This is a genomic window from Streptomyces sp. NPDC101160 (assembly GCF_044768205.1).
Taxonomy (GTDB): Bacteria; Actinomycetota; Actinomycetes; order Streptomycetales; family Streptomycetaceae; genus Streptomyces.
This window is the reverse complement of record NZ_JBIWPJ010000001.1, coordinates 459,920-485,892: the sequence shown is the minus strand read 5'-3', so window position 1 is coordinate 485,892 and position 25,973 is coordinate 459,920. Positions and strand designations below refer to the sequence as shown.

The following is a 25,973-nucleotide window of genomic DNA, read 5'->3' as shown; positions in this document are numbered from 1 at the left end:
GGCCGTCAGGTGCTAGCAAGGGGCATGACCGCACCGCAGAGCTCCTACGACGCCGTCATCGTCGGCGGCGGACACAACGGCCTCGTCGCCGCCGCGTATCTCGCCCGCGCCGGGCGCCGGGTCCTCGTCCTCGAACGGCTGGGCACGACCGGCGGGGCCGCCGTCTCGACACGGCCGTTCCCCGGGGTGGACGTCCGGCTGTCCCGCTACTCGTACCTCGTGTCGCTGCTGCCCGAGAAGATCGTCAAGGACCTCGGGCTGCGCTTCGCGGTGCGGAAGCGCTCGGTCGCCTCGTACACCCCGTACGGCGACTCCGGGCTGCTCGTCGGCAGCGACGACGCCCGCACCCGCGCCTCCTTCGCCGCGCGCACCGGCTCCGACCGCGAGTACGAGGCCTGGCAGGGCTTCTACGGGCGGACCGCGCGCGCCGCGCGCCGGATCTTCCCCACGCTCACCGAACCGCTGCCGACGCGCGACGCGCTGCGCACCCGGGTCGACGACGCGGAGACCTGGGAGATGCTCTTCGAGCAGCCCATCGGGGCGGCGATCGAGCGGCACTTCGCGGACGACCTGGTCCGCGGCGTCGTCCTGACCGACGCCCTCATCGGCACCTTCGCCGACGCCCACGACCCCTCGCTGCTGCAGAACCGCTGCTTCCTCTACCACGTCATCGGCGGCGGGACCGGCGACTGGGACGTCCCCGTGGGCGGCATGGGCGCGCTCACCGACGCCCTCGCCGACGCGGCCCGCGCCGCCGGGGCCACGATCCTGACGGGCCACGAGGCCACCCGGATCGACACCGACGGCACCCGCGCCGAGGTCGCGTACCGCACCGCGGGCGGCGAGGGCGTCGTCGGCGCCGGCCACGTGCTCGTCAACGCCTCCCCGCAGGCCCTCGCCGGACTGCTCGGCGACCCGGCACCGGCCCCGCCCGAGGGCGCGCAGCTCAAGGTCAACATGGTGCTGACCCGGCTGCCGAGGCTCCGGGACCGCGCCGTGGATCCGCGGGAGGCGTTCTCCGGCACCTTCCACATCGCCGAGGGGTACGGGCAGTTGGGCACCGCGTACGCCGAGGCCGCCGCCGGCGACCTGCCCGGCGCGCCGCCGGCCGAGATCTACTGCCACACCCTCACCGACCCGAGCATCCTCGGTCCCGAGGCCACCGCCCGCGGCTACCAGACCCTCACCCTCTTCGGCCTGCACGCGCCCGCCCGGCTCTTCGCCGCCGACCCCGACGGCGCCCGCGAGGCCCTCCTCAAGGCCACCCTCGACCAACTCGACGCCGTCCTCGACGAGCCGATCGCCGACTGCCTGGCCCGCGACGCCGACGGCCGGCCCTGCATCGAGGCGAAGAGCCCCGTCGACCTGGAACACGAGCTGCGACTGCCCGGCGGCCACATCTTCCACCGCGACCTCTCCTTCCCCTTCGGGGAAGGAACCGAGGGCACGTGGGGCGTCGAGACGGACCGCCCCAACGTCCTGCTGTGCGGCGCGGGCGCCGTCCGCGGCGGCGGCGTGAGCGGCGTCCCCGGGCACAACGCGGCCATGGCGGTGCTCGGCGCTCCTCGAAAGCAGTAGCGGAACCGAAGGCGTCCGAGGTTGACGCCGCACCGCTCCCGCCAGGGGCGTGAAGCTGATCTGCGAGCGCGCTTAAGAAAACCTCGATGGACCACGAGCCCGGCGTACGGAAGATTTCCTTCCAGAGATCTTGGGTGCTTCGCCGCGCCCGGACCCGGACATCACAGGACACGCACGTCGGGAGCCGTGACATTGAAGGCGCTGGTCAAGCAGAAGGCGGAGCCGGGACTCTGGCTCACGGACGTGCCCGAGCCGGAGTACGGCCCCGGTGACGTTCTGATCAAGGTGAAGCGGACCGGAATCTGCGGCACCGACCTGCACATCCGCTCCTGGGACGGCTGGGCGCAGAAGACCATCGCCACGCCGCTGACCCTCGGCCACGAGTTCGTCGGCGAGGTCGTCGACACCGGCCGTGACGTCGCCGACATCAAGCCCGGCGACCTCGTCAGCGGCGAGGGCCACCTGGTCTGCGGCAAGTGCCGCAACTGTCTGGCCGGCCGCCGCCACCTGTGCCGCGCCACCGTCGGCCTCGGTGTCGGCCGCGACGGCGCCTTCGCCGAGTACGTCGTGCTGCCCGCCTCCAACGTGTGGGTGCACCGCGTCGAGGTCGACCTGGACGTCGCCGCGATCTTCGACCCGTTCGGCAACGCCGTGCACACCGCGCTCTCCTTCCCGCTCGTCGGCGAGGACGTGCTGGTCACCGGCGCCGGCCCGATCGGCATCATGGCCGCGGCCGTCGCCAAGCACGCCGGCGCCCGCAACGTCGTCATCACCGACGTCAGCGAGGAGCGCCTCGCCCTGGCCCGCAAGACCGGAGTCTCGCTCGCGCTCAACGTCGCCGAGCAGACCATCGCCGACGGCCAGCGCACCCTCGGTCTCAAGGAGGGCTTCGACGTCGGCCTGGAGATGTCCGGAAACCCGCACGCGATGCGCGACATGGTCGCCAACATGACCCACGGCGGCAAGATCGCCATGCTCGGCCTGCCCGCCGAGGACTTCGCCGTCGACTGGGCGCGGATCGTCACCTCGATGATCACCATCAAGGGCATCTACGGCCGCGAGATGTTCGAGACCTGGTACGCCATGTCCGTCCTCCTGGAGGGCGGCCTCGACCTCTCCCCGGTGATCACCGGCCGCTACGACTACCGCGACTTCGACGCCGCGTTCGACGACGCCGCGTCCGGCAAGTCCGGCAAGATCATCCTCGACTGGACCGTCTGATCCTCAGGAGCCCCTGACATGTTCGATTCCGTACGCGACGGCATCCGCGCCACCCTCGACGAAATCCAGCAGGCCGGTCTGCACAAGCCCGAGCGGGTCATCGGCACGCCGCAGTCCGCGACCGTCGCCGTCACCGCCGGCGGCCGCCCCGGCGAGGTGCTGAACTTCTGCGCCAACAACTACCTCGGCCTCGCCGACCACCCCGAGGTCATCGCCGCCGCCCACGCGGCCCTCGACCGCTGGGGCTACGGCATGGCGTCCGTCCGCTTCATCTGCGGCACCCAGGAGGTCCACAAGGAGCTCGAGGCGCGCCTGTCGAGCTTCCTCGGCCAGGAGGACACGATCCTCTACTCCTCCTGCTTCGACGCCAACGGCGGCGTCTTCGAGACCCTCCTCGGGCCTGAGGACGCGGTCATCTCCGACGCCCTCAACCACGCCTCCATCATCGACGGCATCCGCCTGTCCAAGGCCCGCCGCTTCCGCTACGCCAACCGCGACATGGAGGACCTGGAGCAGCAGCTCAAGGAGGCCACCGCGGGCGGCGCCCGGCGCAAGCTGATCGTCACCGACGGCGTGTTCTCCATGGACGGCTACGTGGCGCCGCTCGACGAGATCTGCGACCTGGCCGAGCGCTACGACGCCATGGTCATGGTCGACGACTCGCACGCCGTCGGCTTCGTCGGCCCCGGCGGCCGCGGCACCCCCGAGCTGCACGGCGTGATGGACCGCGTCGACATCATCACCGGCACCCTCGGCAAGGCCCTCGGCGGCGCCTCCGGCGGCTACGTCGCGGCCCGCGCCGAGATCGTCGCCCTGCTGCGCCAGCGCTCGCGCCCGTACCTGTTCTCGAACACCCTCGCCCCGGTGATCGCCGCCGCCTCCCTGAAGGTCATCGACCTCCTGGAGTCGGCCGGTGACCTGCGCGAGCGGCTGAACGCCAACACCGAGCTGTTCCGCCGCCGGATGACCGAGGAGGGCTTCGACATCCTCCCCGGCGACCACGCCATCGCCCCCGTCATGATCGGCGACGCCGCCGAGGCCGGACGGATGGCCGAGCTGCTCCTGGAGCGCGGCGTGTACGTGATCGGCTTCTCGTACCCGGTCGTGCCGCAGGGCCAGGCCCGTATCCGCGTCCAGCTCTCCGCCGCCCATTCGTCGGACGATGTGAACCGGGCTGTGGACGCGTTCGTCGACGCGCGCGCCGCCCTGCGAGACTAGGGGCATGATCGAAGCGCGGCGGCTGCACATCCTCCGGGCGGTGGCCGACCACCGCACCGTCACGGCGGCTGCCGCCGCGCTCTACCTCACGCCCTCCGCCGTCTCCCAGCAGCTCGCCGCCCTGGAGCAGGAGACCGGCCACCGCCTGGTCGACCGCAACGCCCGGGGCGCCCGGCTCACCCCGGCCGGCGAGATCCTGCTGAGCCACGCCAACGCCGTCCTGGCCCAGCTGGAGCGCGCCGAGGCCGAGCTGGCGGCGTACGGCTCGGGCGAGGCCGGCACGGTCACCGTGGCGGCCTTCGCCACCGGCATCGGCCTCGTCGTGGCCCCCGCCATCGGCGCCCTCGCCGGCACCGCCCCCGGCATCCGGGTGCGGGTGCGGGACGCGGAGGGCGACGAGAGCCTGCTGATGGTCCTGGACCGGCAGGTCGACGTGGCCGTCGCCGTCGAGTACCGCGGGGCGCCCGGCGAGGACGACGCCCGGCTCACCCGCCTGCCGCTCTACGCGGAGCCCTTCGACGCGGTCCTGCCGCCGGACCACCCGCTCGCCGCCGGGGAGCGCGTCGCGCTCGCCGACCTGGCCAAGGACGCCTGGATCGGCCAGTCCGCCGGCAACCCGTGCCATGACGTGACCGTCCTCGCCTGCGAGTACGCCGGCTTCGCGCCCAGCCTGGAGCACATCTCCGACGACTTCCGCGCCGTCGTCGCCCTCGCCGCCGCCGGCGCGGGCGTCGCCCTGGTGCCGCGCTCGGCCCTGCGCGGCACCGACCTCACCGACGTCGTCGTCCGCCCGGTCGACGGCGTCGCCCCCACCCGCCGCGTCTTCGCGGCGGTACGGCGCGGCGCCGAGCAGCACCCCCTGATCCGCCCGGTGCTCGACGCGCTGCGCGCGGCGGCCGTGACCGGCGCCTGACCGGCCGGCCCGCGTCCTCGGCCGGTCCGCTCAGTCCGCCGAGGCCGTCCACCGCACCGGCTCGATCCGCGCCCCGTCCGCCGGGCGGGCCTCGTCGAACAGCGGGGCCCCGGTCGCGTCCAGGACCCGCAGCCCGTCGACGTACACGCCGCGCCCCACGTAGCGCCGGTCGGTGGTGTACCGCCAGCGCAGCCGTACGGGCCCGGGCGACCACGCCGTCAGGTCGGCGGAGACGTCGTGCCAGACCCGGCCCGACCAGCCGCCGACCGCACCCGTCGGACGGTCCACGGAAGGGTCGGTCCGGTGCGTGGTGGTGAAGGGCACGAGGGACCAGCGCGCGCCGCCGTCGGCCGACGCCTCCAGGACGGCGGCGTCCGCGCCGGGTTCGGTGTCCCACCACAGGGCGCAGGCGAGGCGGGCGGCGCCGGGGATGTCGGGCAGGGTGAGGGTCGCGGTGGTGCCGCTCGCCATGCCGGAGAACCATGCCCGGCGACCCCGGGCAGGGCGCACCGGCACGGCGCGGGCCAGGGCGTCGGCGGTGGCGACCCGGGGCGCGGAGCCGGAGCGCCAGGTGCGCACGGGGTGCACGGAGTTGCCGAGGACGATCAGGAACGCGTCGGTCGTCGGGTCGAGGACCAGGCTGGTGCCGGTGAAGCCGGTGTGGCCCGCCGTGTGCGGGGTGGCCATCGCTCCCATGTACCAGTGCTGGTAGAGCTCGAAGCCGAGGCCGTGCTCGTCGCCGGGGAACGCGGTGTTGAAGTCGGTGAACATCAGCTCCACGGAGGCGGGGGAGAGGATCCGGGCGTCGCCGTACGCCCCGCCGTTGAGCAGCGTCCGGGCCAGGACCGCCAGGTCCCAGGCGCACGAGAACACCCCGGCGTGACCGGCGACCCCGCCCATCGCGTACGCGTTCTCGTCGTGCACCGCGCCCCACACCATTCCCCGGTCGAGCCCGGACCAGGGCTTGCGGGCGTCCTCCGTGGCGGCGATGCCGGGGCGCCATGAGAGCGGTGGATTGAAACGGGTGCGGTGCATCCCGAGCGGAGCGGTGATCTCGGTTCGGAGCAGGTCGTCCAGAGAGTGACCGGTGATCTCCTCCAGGACCAGCTGAAGCGTGATCAGATTCAGGTCCGAGTAGAGGTAGACCGTCCCCGGCTGGTTCGCCGGCACCTCCTGCCACAGCAGCCGCAGCTGCCCCTCCCGTGTCGGCTCCTTGTAGAGCGGGATCCAGGCCCGGAACCCCGAGGTGTGCGTGAGCAGCTGACGGACCGTGATCCCCTGCTTGCCGCCGCCCCCGAACTCCGGCAGATACGCCGTGACCTTCTGTTCCAGCTCCAGCGCCCCGCGCTCGATCTGCTGCACCGCCAGGAGCGACGTGAACAGCTTGGACACGGAGGCCAGATCGAAGACCGTGTCCTCGCGCATCGGGATCTGCTCGTCGGGCGGCAGCTCCACGCCGGTGTCGGTCTTCTCGTCGTACGCGCGGTAGCGCACGGCCATGCCGATCGGCCGGTGCAGCGCGACCGTCCCGCCGCGCCCCGCGAGCAGCACCGCGCCCGCGTACCAGGGATGCGCGGGGGAGGGGCGCAGGAAGGATTCGGCATCCGTGACGAGCCGGTCCAGGTGCTCGGGCAGCAGCCCGGCGCGCTCGGCCGGGCCCCGCCGCAGCACGGTCCGCCGAGCCCCGCCGAAGCCGATCCGCGGGGGTCCGTCGCCCCCGCCGCCCGGCTCGGGGGCGGCCCCGGCCGTCCCCGGCACCGTACCGATCATCAGCGCACCTCCCAGCGCGAGCAGTCCGCCGCCGAACGCCCGGCGGCTCGGTCCCGTACCCCCGTACCCCGTTGTCCTCGTCGACTCCGTCATGCCCAGCCTCTCCCACCCGGCCCGCCGTCCCGAAACAATCTGACACTGCATCAGAAAATCTCTTCCCTCGGCACACCGGCTGCGGCACCATGCCGCCCATGAAGACGGAGCTGAGTCGGAAACTGGGGATCGAGCACGCCATCTTCGGCTTCACGCCCTTCCCCGCGGTGGCCGCCGCCATCACCAGAGCCGGCGGATTCGGCGTCCTCGGTGCGGTCCGCTACACCGCACCCGAGGACCTCGCCCGCGACCTCGACTGGATGCAGGACCACACCGACGGCCTGCCCTACGGCCTCGACGTCGTCATGCCCGCGAAGAAGGTCGAGGGCGTGACCGAGGCCGACGTGGAGGCGATGATCCCGGAGGGCCACCGGGAGTTCGTCCGCGCCACGCTCGCCAAGCACGGCGTCCCCGAGCTCGCCGAGGGCGAGGCCTCCGGCTGGCGGATCACCGGCTGGATGGAACAGGTCGCCCGCAGCCAGCTCGACGTCGCCTTCGACTACCCCATCAGACTGCTCGCCAACGCGCTCGGCTCGCCGCCCGCCGACGTCGTCGCCCGCGCCCACGACCACGGCGTCCTCGTCGCCGCCCTCGCCGGCAGCGCCCGGCACGCCCGGCACCACGCCGAGGCCGGCATCGACATCGTCGTCGCCCAGGGCTACGAGGCCGGCGGCCACACCGGCGAGATCGCCTCCATGGTGCTGACCCCCGAGGTCGTCGAGGCCGTCTCCCCGCTGCCCGTGCTCGCCGCCGGCGGCATCGGCAGCGGCGAGCAGATCGCCGCCGGACTCGCCCTCGGCGCGCAGGGCGTCTGGCTCGGCTCGCTCTGGCTCACCACCACCGAGGCCGAACTCCACTCCCGCGCCCTCACCGAGAAGCTCCTCGCCGCCGGCTCCGGCGACACCGTCCGCTCCCGCGCGCTCACCGGCAAACCCGCCCGCCAGCTCCGTACCGAGTGGACCGACGCCTGGGACGACCCGGCGGGACCCGGCACCCTGCCCATGCCGCTGCAGGGGCTGCTCGTCGCCGAGGCCGTCTCCCGGATCCAGAAGTACGAGATCACCCCGCTGCTCGGCACCCCCGTCGGCCAGATCGTCGGCCGGATGAACAGCGAGCGCAGCGTTCAGCAGGTCTTCGACGACCTCACCCGCGGCTTCGAGAAGGCCGTCGACCGGATCAACCGCATCGCCGGAAGGAGCGCGCAGTGAGCGACGGGCCGTGGGGGTCCCCCCGGACGAAGTCTGGGGGAGGATTCTGGTCGCAGGCCGCCGCCGACCCCGACCGCGTCGTCCTCGTCGCCCCCGACGGCGAGGAGTGGACCGCCGGGCGGCTCCTCGCCGACGTCAACCGGCTCGTGCACGGACTGCGCGCCGCCGGTCTGGAGCGCGGCGACGCCTTCGCCGTCGTCCTGCCCAACGGCACCGCCTTCCTCACGGCCTGTCTCGCCGCCACCCAGGCCGGTTTCTACCTCGTGCCCGTCAACCACCACCTGGTCGGCCCCGAGATCGCCTGGATCGTCGCCGACTCCGGCGCCAAGGTCCTCATCGCCCACGAACGCTTCGCCGGGGCCGCGGCCGCCGCCGCCGACGAGGCCGGGCTGCCGGAGGCCGTACGGTACGCGGTCGGCGAGGTCCCCGGTTTCCGCGCGTACGGCGAACTCCTCGCCGGACAGCCCGAGTCCACGCCCGCCGACCGCACCCTCGGCTGGGTCATGAACTACACCTCCGGCACCACCGGCCGCCCCCGTGGCATCCGGCGTCCGCTGCCCGGCAAGCTCCCCGAGGAGACCTACCTCGGCGGCTTCCTCGGCATCTTCGGCATCAAGCCCTTCGACGGCAACGTGCATCTGGTCTGCTCGCCGCTCTACCACACCGCCGTGCTCCAATTCGCCGCCGCCGCCCTGCACATCGGCCATCCGCTCGTCCTCATGGACAAGTGGGGCCCCGAGGAGATGCTGCGGCTCATCGAGACCCACCGCTGCACGCACACCCACATGGTCCCCACCCAGTTCCACCGGCTGCTCGCCCTGCCCGAGGAGACCCGGGGCCGTTACGACGTCTCCTCCATGCGCCATGCCATCCACGGCGCCGCGCCCTGCCCCGACCACGTCAAGCGCGCGATGATCGACTGGTGGGGGAGCTGCGTCGAGGAGTACTACGCGGCGAGCGAGGGCGGCGGCGCCTTCGCCACCGCCGAGGACTGGCTGAAGAAGCCCGGCACGGTCGGCCGCGCCTGGCCCATCAGCGAACTCGCCGTCTTCGACGACGACGGCAACCGGCTGCCGCCCGGCCGGCTCGGCACGGTCTACATGAAGATGAGCACCGGCGGCTTCCGCTATCACAAGGACGAGGCCAAGACGGCGTCGAACCGCATCGGCGACTTCTTCACCGTCGGCGACCTCGGCGTCCTCGACGAGGACGGCTATCTCTTCCTGCGCGACCGCAAGATCGACATGATCATCTCCGGCGGCGTCAACATCTACCCCGCCGAGATCGAGTCCGCGCTCCTCGCCCATCCCGCCGTCGCCGACGCCGCCGCCTTCGGCATCCCGCACGCCGACTGGGGCGAGGAGGTCAAGGCCGTCGTCGAACCGGCCGAGGGCCACGCCCCGGGCCCGGAGCTCGCCGCCGCGATCCTGGCCCACTGCGAGAGCCGGCTCGCCTCCTACAAGCGCCCCAGGTCCGTCGACTTCATCACGCACATGCCCCGCGACCCGAACGGCAAGCTCTACAAGCGCCGGCTGCGCGACCCGTACTGGGAGGGGCACGACCGCCCGCTGTGAGGTGACTCGCCGTGCCCCCGGGTGTCCTATGATCACCAGATCATGATCATCTACACACTCGGGGGACACGACGGATGACCGCACGGAGCACGGCTGTGGCACTGGCGGTCCTGGCACTGGCGCTCGCCGGGTGCGGGACTGAACAGACGGGACCGAAGGGGCCGGTGGAGCGCTCCGGCGAGGCGGCGCCGACGGCGGCGCCGACGTCGGCGCCCACCGAGGCGCAGGAGCTCGCCGCCGACCCCGGTACGCGCTACACCAAGGTCGTCGTGCCGACGACGATGGAGGGCCAGGTGTGCGACGAGGGCGACGGCGGCTTCCACTTCGGCAGCGACCTCGACATGAGCGTCACCGGCGACGACGGTCTGAAGGAGATCGAGGACGACGGCGGTGACATCGCGGACGAGATCTCCTGCTCGGGCAGCCCCCAGATCATCCTCCGCAAGGGCACCCGGTCGGCTGCGGCGCCCACCTTCACCGCGCGGACGAAGCTGTACGAGAAGATCCAGGACCCCAAGGCGTCCCTGGACAGGATCTTCGGCCATACGATGCACCTCGAAGAGGGCTACGGCCGCAACCTCGTCGGCAAGCCGCAACTGGGCGCCAGCCGCACGATGGTGATCAAGTGTCAGCAGAACGTCACCGACACGTTCCCCATGACCACCTGCCTGTGGGCCAACTACGGGGCGGCCGGCGTCGTCGACTTCTTCCCCTTCGACGGGCAGTACATCCCGGTCGCGTCGGCCTCCCGGATGACCCAGGACTTCGTCACCCGCGCGCTCGGCCTCCCCGCCGGGTCCTGACCGACGCTGCCGCCGCGTGGCTTCGGCAACGCGGCGGCGGGGAGGCCCTCTTGTCAGCGGCGGCAGAGCTTTCGAGAATGCTCATGACAACCGGAGGATCTCCGGTCGAACCTCATGCAGAGGGGAACCCCCACATGAAGAAGCCTCTCGTCGGTGCCCTGCTCGCCCTGCTCCTCACCGGAGCGGCGGCAGCCCCGGCCGTGGCGTCCGCACCCTCGGACACGGTCGCCCAGGCCCCGGCGCCCGCGCCGCGCAGCGCGTCCACGACGGTCGCCGCCGTCGACTTCGCCGGTACGGTCGCGCTGAGCAACTGTTCCGGGTCCGTCGTGCGCATGCCCAACTCCCAGCCGAGCGACTACGCGCTCGTCCTGTCCAACGGACACTGCCTGGAGACCGGCTTCCCGGCGGCCGGCGAGGTCGTCATGAACAAGCGCTCCACGCGCTCGTTCACGCTGCTCAACTCGGCCGGTACCGGTGTCGGCACGCTGCGCGCCAGCAAGATCGCGTACGGCACGATGACCGACACCGACATATCGATCTACCAGCTGACCAAGACGTACGCGCAGATCCAGAGCACCTACGGGATCAGCGCCCTCACGCTCGCCGACACCCACCCGGTGGCGGGTACGCCGATCACGGTCGTCTCGGGGTACTGGAAGCGGACCTACAGCTGCAACATCGACGGGTTCGTCTACCGCCTCAAGGAGGGGGACTGGACCTGGAAGGACTCGGTCCGCTACACCTCGACCTGCAACACCATCGGCGGCACCTCCGGCTCGCCGGTCGTCGACCGGAACACCGGCAAGGTCGTCGCGGTCAACAACACGGGTAACGAGGATGGGCAGAGCTGCACCGTGAACAACCCGTGCGAGGTCGACGAGAGCGGCAACGTGACGGTCCGCCAGGGCATCAACTACGCCGAGGAGACCTACCAGATCGTCCCCTGCGTCGGCCCCGGCAACGTGATCGACCTGACCCGCGCCGGCTGCACCCTGCCGAAGCCGTAACACCCCACGGTCCCACCTCGCCTCTGTCCGCCACGTGCGCACCGCACGCGGCGGACAGAGGCATTTCTCCCCGTTGTGGCAGGATTCAGGGCATGAGTTCGAGCACCGCAGCACTGGCACGGCAGTGGACCACCTGGGGACCGGTCGTCGCGGCCGTCGGCCTCGCACTCGGCTGGGGGCGCCACCATCTCCCGGGCTTCGCGGTGGTGCTGATCGTGCTCTGCCTCTTCGCGGCCGTCCTCTCCGCCGTGCACCACGCCGAGGTCATCGCCCACCGCGTCGGCGAACCCTACGGCTCCCTCGTGCTCGCGGTCGCCGTCACCGTCATCGAGGTCGGACTGATCGTCATGCTGATGATCGGCGGCGGCGACAAGGCGACCAGCTACGCCCGGGACACGGTCTTCGCCGCCGTGATGATCACCTGTAACGGCATCGTCGGCCTCTCCCTGCTCGTCGGTGCGCTGCGCAACCGGGTCGCCGTCTTCAACGCCGAGGGCTCCGGCGGCGAACTCGCCATCGTCTGCACCCTCGCGACCATGACCCTGGTCCTGCCGACGTTCACCACGACCCACCCGGGCCCCGAGTTCTCCGCCGGGCAGCTGGCCTTCGCCGCCGTCTCCTCGCTCCTCCTCTACGGGGTCTTCGTCGCCGTCCAGACCGTCCGGCACCGCGACTACTTCCTGCCCGTGCCCCGGCCCGGCCAGGAGGGACGGGCGGAGGAGGAGCACGCCGAGCCGCCGTCCCGGGGCGAGACCTGGTTCAGCCTCGCGCTGCTCGTGGTCGCCCTGGTCGCCGTCGTCGGCAACGCCAAGCTCGTCTCGCCCACCATCGAGGACGCCGTCGCCTCCGCCGGTCTGCCCAAGGCCGTCGTCGGCGTCGTCATCGCCCTCATGGTGCTGCTTCCCGAGACGCTCGCCGCCGTGCGCGCGGCGAGCCGCGACCGGATGCAGACCAGCATGAACCTGGCGTACGGCTCCGCCATCGCCAGCATCGGCCTGACGATCCCGTCGATCGCGCTCGCCTCGGTCTGGCTGGAGGGACCCCTGATCCTGGGTCTGGGGCCCCTCCACATGGTGCTGTTCGTGCTCACGGCGGTGGTGAGCGCCCTGACCGTGGTCCCCGGGCGCGCCACCCTCCTCCAGGGCAGCGTCCATCTCTCGATCTTCGCCGCCTTCGTGTTCCTGTCGTTCAGCCCCTGATCAGCCCGTGATCAGCCCCTGACGACCACCACCCGGAGATCCGGCGAGCGCAGGATGTCCTTCTCGCAGAACCGCGAGGTCACCCAGCGCTCGTCCGAGAACAGCCGCGTCTGGTCGCTGTAGTGCGGCGAGGCGGGGTTGGAGGACTGCGAGTACGTCAACAGGGTGCGGGCCACCGGGCAGCGGCTGCCGTCCCAGTCGACCGCCTGTATGTGGCTGGAGCCGTGCGCGACCTCCGCGTAGCCGCCGGCCGCCGGATTCCAGACGGCCTCCGTCTTGTTCCAGACGCCGAGCGCCTCGGTGCCGCCGCCGACCGGTATCCGCACCCCGTTCCGCACCACGAACTGGTGTTCTCCGAGCGGTGCGTCGAGCGGGATGCCTGCGGCCCGCAGCTCCGCCACCGCGTCCTTGAGCGCCTTGGCGAAGGCGGGGGAGTCGGTGTTGAGCGTGTTCGGGGTGCGCACCGGGTCGGCTGCCGAGAACGGCACCCGCCACTGCTCGGCCAGGGGCGCCGCGGCCGTGAACCGCCGCCAGAAACGGTCGAAGAGCAGCGCGCCCCGGCTGTCCGCGTTCGCCGTGCGGTCCCAGGCACCGAGCACGCGGCACGGCTCCGGGTCGCCGGGGAGCACCGTCGCACAGGCGCGGGCGGTGTCCGCCGCGGCCAGATCGGCGGCCGGGACCCGGTTGGCGAACTGCTGCCGCTGCAGATCGGCCACGGTGAGACCGCCGCGCGCGGCCATCGCGGCCACGTCCTCGACGGCGCCGCGGGTGCGCAGCGAGCGCGGCGTGCCGATGTTGCCGAAGACCCGCTCGTAGCCGGCGAACGGCCGGTCGGCGTTGGCCAGCCAGGCGCTGTCGTTGGAATTCTCCACGTACGGGGCGTCCCGCAGCAGCGGCATCCGCGCCGGCCCGAAGATCCCCGGCTGCACCGCGCCGGGATCCGAGCCGGGCACGCAGTCGCCGCGCGAGCCGTCGAGCACCGCGAAGCCGGAGGACGGATACGTCGCCCGGCCGAGCGGCGTCGAACAGCGCGCCACGAGGTCGTCGGTGATCCGCGGCAGCACCTGCGCCTGCGCGAACAGCGTGTGCCCGGCCGCGTCGGCGGCGATCGTGTTCACCCACGGCAGGCCCTGCGTACCGGCCAGGGCCTTCACCATGTCATCGGTGGAGCGGGACTTCGCGAGGCCGAGAGCGGTGTCCGAGGCCCGCAGGTTGGCGGCGTTGGGGTCGTTCATCGCGAAGGCCGTCGTCGCCGTCCACGGCAGCGGCAGCCCGGTGCCGATCCCGGTGACGACCGGTCCGTACCGGGTCCACCACTGGGTACGGGTGACCGGGGCGCCGTCCTTGACCGCGACCGTGACCGTGCGCCGGGTCATCCGCTCCGGCCTGCCGTCCACGAGATACGCGGTGGGGTCGGCCGGGTCGAGGGTCAGCTGGTGCATGTTGAGCGCGACACCGGTGGCGACCGTGTGGCTCCAGGCCACCTTGTCGTTGAAGCCGATGCTGACGAGCGTGGAGCCGAGCAGGGTGGCGCCGGAGACGTTCAGCTCGCCCGGGATGGTCTGCTGCGACTGCCAGAAGCGCCGGCCGCCCTGCCACGGGTAGTGCGGATTGCCGAGCAGCAGCCCGCGCCCGCCGGCCGTGGTCGAGCCGTGGAACGCGACCGCGTTGGAGCCCATCGTCGAGTTCTCCGCCGAGAACAGCTCGCGTGCGGCGGCCGCGGTGCGCGCCGGATCGGGGGACTCGGTGGTACGCGCGGTGCCGGGCGCGACGGACGTGGCGGGGGCGGTGGGCGCGGCCGGGGGCTGGGCGACGGTGATGCCGTCCACGGCCCGGCCCTCGCCGCCGAGAACCGCCAGCGCCCAGCCGCGCCGCGCCACGTCGAGCGCGGTGACCGGACGAACCCACTCCTGGCCCGCGCAGGCCGGATCCGTGATCCGGTTCTTCCTCAGCCAGGCGTTGTAACCGGCCGCCCAGCCGCGCATGAGCTCCTTGAGCTGCCGGCTCGGCCCGGCGGGCGCCGGCGTGGCGACCAGCGCCTCGACCGTGCCCGCGTCCTTCACGCCGCGGAAGAAGAGGTCGCTGGAGATGTTCTTCGACGCCGCCGACAGGGAGCCGTCGGGCGCGGCGTCGGCGCCGAACCAGCGGGAACGCTCGCCGTCGAGGGTCACGAAGCCGTCGGCGAGGGTGCACACCTGGTCGGCGGCCTGCGCCCAGCCGGTGCCGAAGCCGAGGTTCGCGTAGTCCTTGGCGACGATGTGCGGGATGCCGTACTCCGTGTACCGGATGACCGCCGACAGGCCGTGGTCGCGCGCCTCCACGTCCGCGGCGGCGGTGGCGACGCCGGCGGAAGCGGGCAGCGAGGCGGTGACGGTGGCGAGCGCCGCGCCGAGGAGCGCGAGGCGTTTCAGCCTGGCGGCGAAGAAGGTGCGGAAGTGCAAGGTGCCTCCCAACGGACGGCAGATGACTGCGGGTTGAACCATCACACACCGCTGAGCGCACGCTCTTCAACATCCCGTTCGGTATCTCAGGGTCGCTTCCGGGTACCCCCGGAGAGGCGCCTCCGGGTACCCCGACAGGCCACCTCCGGGCCGTCCCGGTACTTGACCGGCCGCCCCGCCCCGCCGAGGATCCCCATCCATGGACCGACGACTGCTCACCCGGACCGTCGACGGCGTGCTGCGCATGAGCGCCCGGCGCGTCCCCGACCGGACCGCCGTCCGCTACGGCGAGCGGACCTGGACGTACGCGGAACTGGACGCGGCCGTGTCGACCGCGGCGGGTCTGCTGCGCGAGGCCGGGCAGTGGACCGGCCTGACGGAGGGCGACCGGGTCGCGACCTACGCCCACAACTCCGACGCCTACCTCATCGCGTTCCTCGCCTGCGCCCGCGCCGGCCTCGTCCACGTACCGGTCAACCACCACCTCACGGGCGACGACCTCGGCTACGTCCTGCGCCAGTCGGGCAGTTCACTGGTCCTCGCCGATCCGGCTCTCGCCGGCCGCGTGCCCGACGACATCCGCGTACGGCCGCTGCGGGACACCGAGGACTCGTTCCTCGCCGCGCTCGCCTGCCCCGCGCCCGCCGGGCCTGCGCTCTCCGAGCCCGCGCCCGCCGGGCCTGCGCTCTCCGAGCCCGCGCCCGGGGCCGACTCGTACCAGGCTGACCGTGACGCCCGCGACCTCGTGCAGCTGCTCTACACCTCGGGCACCACCGCCCTGCCCAAGGGCGCGATGATGACCCACCGGGCCCTGGTCCACGAGTACGCGAGCGCGATCGAGGCGCTCGACCTGCACGAGGACGACCGGCCGGTGCACGCGCTGCCGCTGTACCACTCGGCCCAGATGCACGTCTTCCTGCTGCCGTACCTGGCGGTCGGCGCCGAGAACACCATCGTCGACGGTCCCGACCCGGCCGTCCTCTTCGACCTGATCGGCGCGGGCCGCTGCGACAGCCTGTTCGCGCCGCCCACGGTCTGGATCGGCCTCGCGCGGCACCCCGAGTTCGCCACCCGCGACCTCTCCGCCCTCCGCAAGGCGTACTACGGCGCCTCGATCATGCCGGTCCCGGTCCTGGAGGGGCTGCGCGGCCGGCTCCCTGCCCTCCGCTTCTACAACTGCTTCGGCCAGTCGGAGATCGGCCCCCTCGCCACCGTCCTCGGCCCCGACGAGCACGAGGGCCGGATGGACTCCTGCGGCCGTCCGGTCCGGCACGTCCGGGCCCGGATCGTCGACGAGCACGGCAAGGACGTCCCGGACGGCACGCCCGGTGAAGTGGTCTACCAGAGCCCCCAGTTGTGCGCCGGGTACTGGGACAAGCCGGAGGAGACGAAGGAAGCCTTCCGCGACGGCTGGTTCCGCTCGGGCGACCTCGCCGTCCGGGACGCCGAGGGCTACTTCACGGTCGTCGACCGGGTGAAGGACGTCATCAACTCCGGCGGCGTCCTCGTCGCCTCCCGCCAGGTCGAGGACGTCCTCTACACCCACCCGGCAGTCGCCGAGGCCGCCGTCGTCGGCCTCCCCGACGCCCGCTGGATCGAGGCCGTCACCGCCTTCGTCGTGCCCCGCGCCGAGGTCACCGAGGCCGAACTCCTCGCCCACGCCCGCGAGAAGCTCCCCCACTTCAAGGCCCCGAAGCGGGTGATCCTCATCGACAGCCTGCCGCGCAACGCCAGCGGCAAGATCCTCAAGCGGGAGCTGCGCGAGCGCTTCCAGGACCGCTGAGGACCTACCGGTCCTCCCGCAGGTCCACGATCCGCTTGATCTTGCCCACGCTCCGCTCCAGCGTCTCCGGGTCGACCACCTCCACCGTCACCGAGACGCCGATGCCGTCCTTGACCGCCGTGGTGATCGCCCGCGCCGCCTCCTCGCGCTGTTCCGGAGTGGCCTCCGGGCGGGCCTCGGCGCGGACCGTGAGCGCGTCGAGGCGGCCCTCCTTCGTCAGCCGGAGCTGGAAGTGCGGGGCCACGGCCGGCGTGCGCAGGACGATCTCCTCGATCTGGGTGGGGAAGAGGTTCACCCCGCGCAGGATGACCATGTCGTCGCTGCGGCCGGTGACCTTCTCCATCCTCCGGAAGACGCGCGCCGTGCCCGGCAGCAGCCGGGTCAGGTCGCGGGTGCGGTAGCGGACGACCGGCATGGCCTCCTTGGTGAGGGAGGTGAAGACCAGCTCGCCCTGCTCGCCGTCCGGCAGCACCTCGCCCGTGATCGGGTCGACGACCTCGGGGTAGAAGTGGTCCTCCCAGATGTGGAGCCCGTCCTTGGTCTCCACGCACTCCTGAGCCACGCCCGGCCCCATCACCTCCGACAGGCCGTAGATGTCCACGGCGTCGATCGCGAAGCGCTCCTCGATCTCCCGGCGCATCGCCTCGGTCCACGGCTCGGCGCCGAATATGCCGACCTTCAGGGACGTGCCGCGCGGGTCGACGCCCTGGCGCTCGAACTCGTCGAGCAGGGTGAGCATGTACGAGGGCGTCACCATGATGATCTCGGGCCGGAAGTCCTGGATGAGCTGGACCTGGCGGGCCGTCATGCCGCCGGACGCCGGGATGACCGTACAGCCGAGCCGTTCGGCGCCGTAGTGCGCGCCGAGGCCGCCGGTGAACAGGCCGTATCCGTACGCCACATGGACCTTGTGGCCCGGCCGGCCGCCGGCCGCGCGGATCGAGCGGGCCACCACGTCGGCCCAGGTGTCGAGGTCCCGCTGGGTGTAGCCGACGACGGTGGGCCGGCCGGTGGTGCCGCTGGAGGCGTGCAGGCGGCGGATCTCGGACTGGTCGACGGCGAACATCCCGAACGGGTAGTGCTCGCGCAGATCGGTCTTGGCGGTGAAGGGGAAGCGGGCCAGGTCGGCGAGCGAGCGGCAGTCCTCGGGCCGTACCCCCGCCTTGTCGAAGGACTGCCGGTAGAACGCCACGTTCTCGTAGGCCTGCCGCAGGGTCGCGCGCAGCCGCTCCAGCTGGAGCGCCTCCAGCTCGTCGCGGCTCAGCCGTTCGCCCGCGTCCAGCAGTTCGGTCATGCCCCACTCCCTCGCCTCGCGCCCATACCGCGGTGCCATCCGCCGCAAAACGGACGACCGATCATTCGGTAGATCTTTACGGGGTCAGTAAAGCCGCTCGCCCCCGGGGCTTGGCAAGAGTTCGAGACGGGTTTTCTCCGCTCGTACACCTGCCTGAACCGTCGAGCGTACGGCCCGCGCCCGCAGGTCACGAACCCGCGGACGAAGATCACACATTCGGGTGTGATTGTCCCCGTGAACGCCGGAACGGCGCACTCCGCAGGAAAGCGGAACAGAAGATGTGGCCGTCCGGATTCCCTCCCCACCCCCGGACGAATGGATCGTCAGACCGTCATGCCTGTCCTGTGCCGTCCCGCCGTCGCCGTGCCCGAACACACGATCACCCGGCAGGAGACCCTCGATCTGGCCCGCACCCTGCACGCGGGACACGAGTCGCTGCCGCTCGTCCTACGCCTGATCGCCAACACGGGCGTCGCCAAGCGGCATCTGGTGCAGCCCATCGAGGACACCCTCGCCCACCCCGGCTTCGAGGCCCGCAACGTGCGCTACGAAGCCGAGGCCAAGGCCCGCGTCCCCGCCGTCGTCACCGAGGCCCTGCGCAACGCCGGCCTCGCGGCGCGCGACATCGACCTCATCGTCTACGTCTCGTGCACGGGCTTCATGATGCCCTCGCTCACCGCCTGGATGATCAACACCCTGGGCTTCCGCAGCGACACCCGGCAGCTGCCCATCGCCCAGCTCGGCTGCGCCGCCGGCGGGGCCGCCATCAACCGCGCCCACGACTTCTGCGCCGCCTATCCGGGCGCCAACGCGCTGATCGTCGCCTGCGAGTTCTGCTCCCTGTGCTACCAGCCCACCGACCTCGGCGTCGGCAACCTGCTGTCCAACGGCCTCTTCGGCGACGCCGTCGCCGCCGCGGTCGTCCGCGGCTCCGGCGGCACCGGCATCCGGCTGGAGGCGAACGGCTGCCACCTGGTCCCCGACACCGAGGACTGGATCGCCTACCAAGTCCGTGACACCGGCTTCCACTTCAAGCTCGACAAGCGCGTCCCCGGCACCATGGAGCAGCTCGCCCCCGCCCTCGTCGACCTCGCCGCCCGGCACGGCCGGGACGCCGGCCGCCAGGACTTCTACATCGTCCACGCCGGCGGCCCCCGCATCCTCGACGACCTCGGCACCCACCTGGGCGTCGCCCCCGAGCTGTTCCGCTTCAGCCGGGCCACCCTCACCGAGTACGGCAACATCGCCAGCGCCGTCGTCCTCGACGCGCTGCGCCGGCTCTTCGACGAGGGCGGCCCCGAACCCGGCGCCACCGGCATCCTGGCCGGCTTCGGCCCCGGCATCACCGCCGAGATCTCCCTCGGGAGCTGGACCGTGACCGGGGCCGTCGTGCCCCCGCGCCACGAGACCTTCCCCCACGACATCCCCGACCTTCTTCCCTCCGACCTCCCCTTCGACAGCGCTCTCCCCACGACAGCGGCGGTGGCTTCATGACCACGACCACGAACCCCGACACCACCGACGAGCCCCAGGCGCACTTCTGGGCCGTCCCCGACCTCACCGGCCTCGACTTCGACCCGCTCCTCGCCAGACTCCTCCACGAGGACCCGGTCACCCGGGTGCGCCTCCCGCACGGCGAGGGCCACGCCTGGCTCGTCACCCGCTACGAGGACGTCAAATTCGTCTCCGTCGACCCGCGGTTCAGCCGCCAGGCCGTCTACGGACGCTCCATCACCCGGCTCGCCCCCCACTTCATCCCCATGGAAGGCGCCGTCGGCTTCGCCGACCCGCCGGACCACACCCGGATGCGCCGGGTCGTCGCCCGTGCCTTCAGCGCCCGCGCCCTGCGCTCGCTGCGCGACCACGCCCAGGACGTGCTGGACCGGCTGCTCGACCGGCTCGAACGGCAGGGCCCGCCCGCCGACCTCATGGAACTGGTCAACCGGCCCTTCCCGCTCGCCATGGTCAGCGAACTCATGGGCGTCCCCGAGGGCGACCAGCCGCTGATGGCGAACTGGTCCGACACCATCATCTCGGCCCGCGCGGGCCGCGAGGCCAGCGAGCGCGCCAAGGGCGAGATGGCCCGCTACTTCACCGAACTCATCGCCCGCAGCCACGGCACCGGCAAGGAGTTCCTCGCCGCCGTCCTCGCCGACGCGATCGACGACGACACCCTCGACGAACAGGAGGCCGTCGGCCTCGCCGTCCTCATCCAGATCGGCGGCGCGCACGCCGTCCGCAACAACAGCGCCAACATGGTCTACGCGCTGCTCACCCGCCCCGAGCACCTGGCCCGGCTGCGCGCCGAACCCGCGCTGCTCCCGCAGGCCGTCGACGAGCTGCTCCGCTACATCCCGCACCGCAACGCCGTGGGCCTGTCCCGGATCGCGACGGAGGACGTCGAGGTCGGCGGCGTCAGGATCCCCCAGGGCGACCCCGTCTACGTCTCCTACCTCACCGCCAACCGCGACCCCGCCGTCTTCACCGAGCCCGAGAAGCTCGACTTCGACCGCGGCTACAACCCGCACGTCGCCTTCGGCCACGGCCCGCACTACTGCCCCGGCTCGGCCCTCGCCCGCATCGAGTCCGAGATCCTCCTCGACACGCTGTGGACCCGCTTCCCGGACCTCCGCCTCGCCATCCCCGAGGAGGAGATCCGCTGGCAGCGCGGCGCGCTGATCCGCGGCCCCGAGACCCTGCCCGTCACCTGGTGAGAGGACCGACGCCACGATGACCCTCAGCGGCCTCGTCGTGCCCCCGGGGGAGGGCAGAACCCTGTCCACCCCGGCCCAGCACGTCACCTTCAAAGTCACCGGCGAGCACACCACCACCGCCTCCACCTTCGAGGTCGTCGTCCCGCCGGGCTTCGACGTCGGCGCCCACACCCACGGCCGCGCCGAGGAGCTGTTCTACCTCCTCGAGGGCGAGCTCGACGTGCTCGCCTTCGAACCCGAGGTGCGCACCGCCGACAGCTGGCACGGGTGGCGCTCGGCCGACGGCCGACGAGCGGTACGGGCCACCCCGGGCACGCTCATGCTCGTCCCGCCCGGCTGCCCGCACGCCTTCGCCAACCTCAGCGGCCGGCCCGCCCGCCTGCTCTTCCAGGTCGCGCCGCCCACGTACCACGAGACCTACTTCGAGGAACTGATGGAGATCCTCGGCTCCGGCGGCCCGGTCGACCACGAGGCCGTCGAACAGCTCCGCGTCCGCTACGACATCGAGCAGATCACCCCGCTCCGGCACGACGCCGTCGCCCAGGAGGGACACCCGGCCGCGCCATGACCCGGCACCCCCACCCGTCCCCGTCCCAGGGCCCGGTCGTCCACGACTGGGCCGTGGCCCCGCTGCGCGGCACCGACTTCGACCCGGTGCCGCACCGGCTCCTGCGCGAGGAGCCCGTCGCCCGGATCCGGCTCCCGTACGGCGAGGGCCACGCCTGGCTCGTCACCCGCTACGAGGACGTCAAGCAGGTCTCCGCCGACCCGCGGTTCAGCCGGGCGCTCACCGTCGGCCGGCCCATCACCAGCACCACCCCGCACACCCTCGCCCCGGCCGGCGGCGTCGGCCGCGCCGACCCGCCCGACCACACCCGGCTGCGCAGGCTCATCGCCCCCACCTTCGGCCGCCGCCGCATCACCGTCCTGCGCGACCGGACCACCCGCAGGGCCCGACGACTCGCCCTGCGCACCCTCGACGCCGGACCGCCCGCCGACCTCGCCGAGACCTTCGTCGGCCCGCTCTCCGCGACCGTCGTCGCCGAACTCCTCGGCGTCCCCGCCGCCGACCTCGACCGCGTCGAGGAATGGCGCGCCGGACTCCTCTCCCACGACACCACCGCCGCCGAAGGCGAGTCCGTCAAACGGGAGATCGCCGGCTACTTCGCCGACCTCGCCCGCCACCGCGCCGAGCACCCCGCCGACGACCTGATCAGCGAACTCGCCGCGGCCCGCGCCGCCGGCGGCCTCAGCACCCCCGAACTGGTCTCCATGGCGGTCATGCTCACCCTCAACGGGCTCGACGCCGTCCGCAACATCGTCTCCACCATGGTGTACGTGCTGCTCACCCACCCCGAGCAGACCGCCAAGCTGCGCGCCGACCCCGCACTGCTGCCCCGGGCCGTCGACGAGCTGCTCCGCTACATCCCGCAGCGCAACGGCGTCGGCATGCCCCGGGTCGCCACCGAGGACGTCGAGGTCGGCGGCGTCACCATCCGGGCGGGCGAGGCCGTCCACGTCTTCTACCCGGCCGCCAACCGCGACCCCGCCGTCTACACCGACCCCGACGGGCTCGACCTCACCCGCGCCGAGGCCCCCCACCTCGCCTTCGGCCACGGCGCCCACTACTGCGCGGGCGCGCAGCTCGCCCGTATGGAGGCCGAGGTCATGCTCGCCACCCTGCTCGCCGGCTTCCCCGGCCTCGCCCTCGCCGTCCCGCCCGACCGGATCGCCTGGCGCACCGGCTCGGTCAACCGCGGCCCCGAGACGCTGCCCGTCACCTGGTGACGGGAGAGCCCTTGAACGGGCCCTAATCCAGTGGCGCCATGGCCTCGCCCGATGCTGGAGTGAGGCCATGGACCTCGACCTGACCCGGACCCTCTTCGACCAGCAGCTCCGCCTCGGCGCCCGCCCCGACGGGCCCGGCGCCCGCGTCGAACGCGACGGCCCCGTCGTCCGGCAGACCGGGCCGGCGCACGGCTGGAACGGCATCCTCTGGTCCGGCCTCGAAGCCCACGACGCCGACGCCGTCATCGCCGCGCAGATCCGGCACTACCGGGCCGCAGGGCGCTCCTTCGAATGGAAGCTGTACGGCCACGACGGCCCCGCCGACCTGGCGGCGCGGCTGCTCGACGCCGGCTTCGTCCCCGAGGAGCAGGAGACGCTGATGGTCGCCGAGACCGGCGCCCTGCCCGCGCACGAGGGGCTGCCCGAAGGCGTCGAGCTGCGCACGGTCACCGACGAGGCAGGGGTACGGATGGTGGTGCGGGTCCACGAGCTGGCCTTCGGCACCGACAGCTCCGCCCTCGGCCGCCGCCTGCTCGACCAGCTCGCCGCGAATCCCGGCACGGTCGCCGCGGTCGTCGCCCTCGCCGACGGCGAACCCGTCAGCGCCGCCCGCCTGGAGCTCGCCGAGGGCAGCGACTTCGCCGGCCTGTACGGCGGCGGCACCGTCGAGGGCTGGCGCGGCCGCGGCCTCTACCGCGCCCTGGTCGCCCACCGGGCCCGTATCGCCACCGCCCGCGGCTACCGCTACCTCCAGGTCGACGCGGCCGACACCAGCCGCCCGATCCTCGCCCGGCTCGGCTTCTCGGCGCTCACCACGACCACTCCGTACGTGTACGAGGTCGAGCCCCGGTCCTAGGGGGCGTCTCGCGGTCAGCGCGTCCAGTGCGCCGGGCGCTCGAAGCCCTCGGGCAGGCGGGTGGCCGCGTCGCCGCGGGCCGAGTTGAGCTGCGGCTGGGTGAGGAACAGCGCGCCGGTCAGGTCCGCGCCCGACAGATCGGCGTCCCGGAGGTCCGCGCCGATCAGGTCCGCCAGCGAGAGGTCCGCACCGCTCAGGTCCGCGGCGATCAGCAGCGCCCCGCGCAGATCCGCGCCGCGCAGCTTCGCCCCGCGCAGCCGGGCACCGATGAGGTCCGCGCCCCGCCTGCTCTTGGGCTTGCCCCCGGCCGCCGCCCGGACAAGGGCGCTGCTCTTCAGGAGCAGCGGATTGATCTCGGCCCGCACCGGACCGACGTCCAGCCTCTCCAGCTCCGCCGCCGAGCCGTCCGTCAGCTCCGTCACCCGGGCCAGGGCCCGGTCCAGGTCGCGGTGGAGCGAGCGCGTGGCGGCGAGCGCCCGGGCCTCGGTGAGGTAGCGCAGCAGCTCGTGCAGCTGGCGCATCACGGGGAACACCTCGTACATCTGCCGGGCGCTGTCCGGCGCCTCCCGCCAGGACACCCCGCCGAAGGTGACCTGCGAGACCTTCTGGCCGGCGCCGAAGCAGTCGTACACCGTGCAGCCGCGGAAGCCGCTGTCCCGCAGCCGGGTGTGGATGCCGCAGCGGAAGTCGTCCTGGAGGTTCCGGCAGGGATCGCCCGAGGACTTGTTCACCGCGAAGTCGCTGGACTTCGCGAACGGCAGGGCCACACAGCAGAGCCCGAAGCAGTTGGCGCAGTCTCCGCGCAGCTGGTCGTGGTGCGGCTCGTCGCGGTGCGGCTCGGCCTGACGGGTCTCGGACACGGTGCGGCGGGTTCCTTCGCTGGTGGGGGTGGACATCCCACCGTATCGCGCCGGGAGAGAACTCGATTGCCGCGGTCCTCGCCGGACGGACATGATCAACGACATGCCTCAGTTCACCACCCACGACGGAACCGAACTCTCCTACCGGATACACGGCGACGGCGAACCCCTGCTCGTCCTGCCCGGCGGGCCGATGCGGGACCCGGTCTACCTCGGCGACCTCGGCGGACTCGACGCCCATCGCACCCTGATCGTGCTCCACCCGCGCGGCACCGGCGACAGCGCCGTCCCCGCCGATCCGGCGAGCTACCGCTGCGACCGTCAGGTCGCGGACGTCGAGGCGCTGCGCGCCCACCTCGGCCTGGAGCGGATCGACCTGCTCGGCCACTCCGGCAGCGGCAACCTCGCCACCCTCTACGCCGCCGCGCATCCGGAGCGGATCCGCTCCCTGGTCCTGGTCACCCCGGGCGGCCGGGCCGTCGGCGTCGGCGTCACCGACGAGGAGTGGGACAAGGCCGCCGAGGTCTTCGCCGACCAGCCCTGGTACCCGGAGGCCCGCGCCGCCCTGGAGGCGCTCGGCCCCGAAACCCCGCCGTGGGAGGCCGCGCCGGTCGTCATGCCGTTCGCGTACGGCCGCTGGGACGAGGCCGCGCGGGCGCACGCGGCGGGCGTCGGCGCGGAGACCAACTGGGAGGCCGCCCAGGCGTTCTACGGGGACGGCGCCTTCGATCCGGAGACGACCAGGGCCGCGCTGCGTGCCCTCGACGCGCCGGTCCTCGTCCTCGCGGGCGAGTACGACGGGGGCCCCACCCCGGCGAAGGCCGCCGAGATCGCCGCCTGCTTCCCGCACGGCGAGGTCGTCGTGCAGCCGGGCGCCGGACACTTCCCGTGGGTCGACGACGCCGGCGCCTTCGTCCGCCCCGTCGCCGCCTTCCTCGACCCGGAGGTGCGCACGGTCACCGTCGACGGGGTCCGCCTCGCCTACCGGGTCAGCGGGCCGGCCGGCGCGCCGCCGGTGGTCCTGGTGCACGGGCGCGGCGAGAACAGCACCACCTGGACCGAGATCGCCGCCGCCCTGGCCGTGGATCGGCGGGTGTACGCGCTCGACCTGCGCGGCCACGGGCTGAGCGACCGGCCCGGGCGGTACGGCTTCGGCGTCTTCCGTGACGAGCTGGCCGGCTTCCTGAAGGCGCTCGGCCTGACCGGGGTGACCGTCGTCGGGCACTCCATGGGCGCCGGCGCCGCCTGCCTCCTGGCCCAGCGCGAACCGGGCCCGATCGGCCGGCTCGTCCTGGAGGAGCCCCCGTCCTTCGTCCCGCTCGACCCCCCGCGCGGACCCGCGGGCCCTCCGGAGGAGCCGGTCGCCCTGGACTGGGCGGTGGTGGACGCCACCAACGCCGAGCTGAACGCCCCGGACCCGGCGTGGCGCGAGGATCTGGGCGAGATCAGCGTCCCCACCCTCATCGTCGCGGGCGGCGCCTCCAGCCATGTTCCACAGGACGAGCTCGCGGAGCTGGCCGAGCTGGTCCAGGACGGGATGCTGTGGACCATCAAGGGCGGCGGGCACCTGGTGCACACCCGTCGGCCGGTCAAGTTCCTGGCCGTCCTGCGGACGTTCGGCGTGTGACGTTCGGCGTGTGACGGTCGGAGGCC

Annotated in this window: 20 protein-coding genes; 16 read left to right on the top strand and 4 right to left on the bottom strand. The window is 72.7% G+C overall.

Annotated features, from left to right (window positions below):
* Positions 1-24: 24 nt before the first annotated feature.
* From ACIRSU_RS02185 to ACIRSU_RS02170, 4 genes are all read left to right on the top strand, one after another.
* Entirely contained in the window at positions 25-1,578 is a 1,554-nt protein-coding gene (locus tag ACIRSU_RS02185; RefSeq protein ID WP_403788260.1) for a phytoene desaturase family protein, read from the top strand.
* A gap of 192 nt (positions 1,579-1,770) precedes the next feature.
* On the top strand, positions 1,771-2,799 hold the full coding sequence (gene tdh / locus ACIRSU_RS02180; protein WP_403789375.1) for an L-threonine 3-dehydrogenase: 1,029 nt from the start codon (positions 1,771-1,773) through the stop codon (positions 2,797-2,799).
* Positions 2,800-2,817: 18 nt separating this feature from the next.
* On the top strand, positions 2,818-4,017 hold the full coding sequence (locus ACIRSU_RS02175) for a glycine C-acetyltransferase (protein ID WP_403788258.1): 1,200 nt from the start codon (positions 2,818-2,820) through the stop codon (positions 4,015-4,017).
* 4 nt (positions 4,018-4,021) lie between these two features.
* Positions 4,022-4,930, top strand: a complete 909-nt coding sequence (locus ACIRSU_RS02170; protein WP_403788256.1) for a LysR family transcriptional regulator — start codon at positions 4,022-4,024, stop codon at positions 4,928-4,930.
* A gap of 30 nt (positions 4,931-4,960) precedes the next feature.
* Here the strand turns inward: ACIRSU_RS02170 and ACIRSU_RS02165 are convergent, their stop codons facing one another.
* Positions 4,961-6,793, bottom strand: coding sequence for a serine hydrolase (locus tag ACIRSU_RS02165; protein WP_403788254.1), 1,833 nt, complete (start codon positions 6,791-6,793; stop codon positions 4,961-4,963).
* A 98-nt stretch (positions 6,794-6,891) separates the two neighbouring features.
* Here ACIRSU_RS02165 and ACIRSU_RS02160 point away from each other — a divergent pair, with 98 nt between their 5' ends.
* From ACIRSU_RS02160 to ACIRSU_RS02140, 5 genes are all read left to right on the top strand, one after another.
* Positions 6,892-8,001, top strand: a complete 1,110-nt coding sequence (locus ACIRSU_RS02160; RefSeq protein WP_403788252.1) for an NAD(P)H-dependent flavin oxidoreductase — start codon at positions 6,892-6,894, stop codon at positions 7,999-8,001.
* The gene (locus ACIRSU_RS02155) at positions 7,998-9,575 is read left to right on the top strand and encodes an acyl-CoA synthetase (protein WP_403788250.1); all 1,578 of its coding nucleotides are present in this window, start codon (positions 7,998-8,000) and stop codon (positions 9,573-9,575) included. The genes ACIRSU_RS02160 and ACIRSU_RS02155 overlap by 4 nt, the downstream gene beginning before the upstream one ends.
* 95 nt (positions 9,576-9,670) lie before the next feature.
* Positions 9,671-10,378 (top strand): hypothetical protein, encoded by a 708-nt coding sequence (locus ACIRSU_RS02150; protein ID WP_403788248.1) that lies wholly within the window; start codon positions 9,671-9,673, stop codon positions 10,376-10,378.
* Positions 10,379-10,512: 134 nt separating this feature from the next.
* Positions 10,513-11,385, top strand: coding sequence for a serine protease (locus tag ACIRSU_RS02145; protein ID WP_403788246.1), 873 nt, complete (start codon positions 10,513-10,515; stop codon positions 11,383-11,385).
* 92 nt (positions 11,386-11,477) lie between these two features.
* Entirely contained in the window at positions 11,478-12,584 is a 1,107-nt protein-coding gene (locus ACIRSU_RS02140) for a calcium:proton antiporter (RefSeq protein WP_403788244.1), read from the top strand.
* Positions 12,585-12,595: 11 nt separating this feature from the next.
* Here the strand turns inward: ACIRSU_RS02140 and ACIRSU_RS02135 are convergent, their stop codons facing one another.
* A complete protein-coding gene (locus ACIRSU_RS02135) occupies positions 12,596-15,025 on the bottom strand; it encodes a penicillin acylase family protein (RefSeq protein WP_403788242.1) in 2,430 nt (809 codons plus the stop codon).
* 199 nt (positions 15,026-15,224) lie between these two features.
* Here ACIRSU_RS02135 and ACIRSU_RS02130 point away from each other — a divergent pair, with 199 nt between their 5' ends.
* Positions 15,225-16,808 (top strand): fatty acyl-CoA synthetase, encoded by a 1,584-nt coding sequence (locus ACIRSU_RS02130; RefSeq protein ID WP_403788240.1) that lies wholly within the window; start codon positions 15,225-15,227, stop codon positions 16,806-16,808.
* 4 nt (positions 16,809-16,812) lie between these two features.
* Here ACIRSU_RS02130 and paaK read toward each other — a convergent pair whose 3' ends face one another.
* Positions 16,813-18,102: a phenylacetate--CoA ligase PaaK gene (paaK, locus tag ACIRSU_RS02125; RefSeq protein WP_403788238.1), complete on the bottom strand. Its 1,290-nt coding sequence runs from the start codon at positions 18,100-18,102 to the stop codon at positions 16,813-16,815.
* A 333-nt stretch (positions 18,103-18,435) separates the two neighbouring features.
* Here paaK and ACIRSU_RS02120 point away from each other — a divergent pair, with 333 nt between their 5' ends.
* The 5 genes from ACIRSU_RS02120 (at position 18,436) to ACIRSU_RS02100 (ending at position 23,460) form a co-directional block, all read left to right on the top strand.
* A complete protein-coding gene (locus ACIRSU_RS02120) occupies positions 18,436-19,596 on the top strand; it encodes a type III polyketide synthase (protein WP_403789374.1) in 1,161 nt (386 codons plus the stop codon).
* A complete protein-coding gene (locus ACIRSU_RS02115; RefSeq protein WP_403788236.1) occupies positions 19,593-20,816 on the top strand; it encodes a cytochrome P450 in 1,224 nt (407 codons plus the stop codon). The genes ACIRSU_RS02120 and ACIRSU_RS02115 overlap by 4 nt, the downstream gene beginning before the upstream one ends.
* Before the next feature lie 16 nt (positions 20,817-20,832).
* Positions 20,833-21,384 (top strand): cupin domain-containing protein, encoded by a 552-nt coding sequence (locus tag ACIRSU_RS02110; protein ID WP_403788234.1) that lies wholly within the window; start codon positions 20,833-20,835, stop codon positions 21,382-21,384.
* A complete protein-coding gene (locus ACIRSU_RS02105) occupies positions 21,381-22,604 on the top strand; it encodes a cytochrome P450 (RefSeq protein ID WP_403788232.1) in 1,224 nt (407 codons plus the stop codon). The genes ACIRSU_RS02110 and ACIRSU_RS02105 overlap by 4 nt, the downstream gene beginning before the upstream one ends.
* 67 nt (positions 22,605-22,671) lie before the next feature.
* Positions 22,672-23,460 (top strand): GNAT family N-acetyltransferase, encoded by a 789-nt coding sequence (locus tag ACIRSU_RS02100; RefSeq protein WP_403788230.1) that lies wholly within the window; start codon positions 22,672-22,674, stop codon positions 23,458-23,460.
* Between the two features lie 14 nt (positions 23,461-23,474).
* Here ACIRSU_RS02100 and ACIRSU_RS02095 read toward each other — a convergent pair whose 3' ends face one another.
* Complete coding sequence (locus ACIRSU_RS02095) at positions 23,475-24,320, bottom strand: pentapeptide repeat-containing protein (RefSeq protein WP_403788228.1); 846 nt, start codon at positions 24,318-24,320, stop codon at positions 23,475-23,477.
* A 103-nt stretch (positions 24,321-24,423) separates the two neighbouring features.
* Here ACIRSU_RS02095 and ACIRSU_RS02090 point away from each other — a divergent pair, with 103 nt between their 5' ends.
* On the top strand, positions 24,424-25,947 hold the full coding sequence (locus ACIRSU_RS02090) for an alpha/beta fold hydrolase (protein ID WP_403788226.1): 1,524 nt from the start codon (positions 24,424-24,426) through the stop codon (positions 25,945-25,947).
* Positions 25,948-25,973 lie beyond the last annotated feature (26 nt).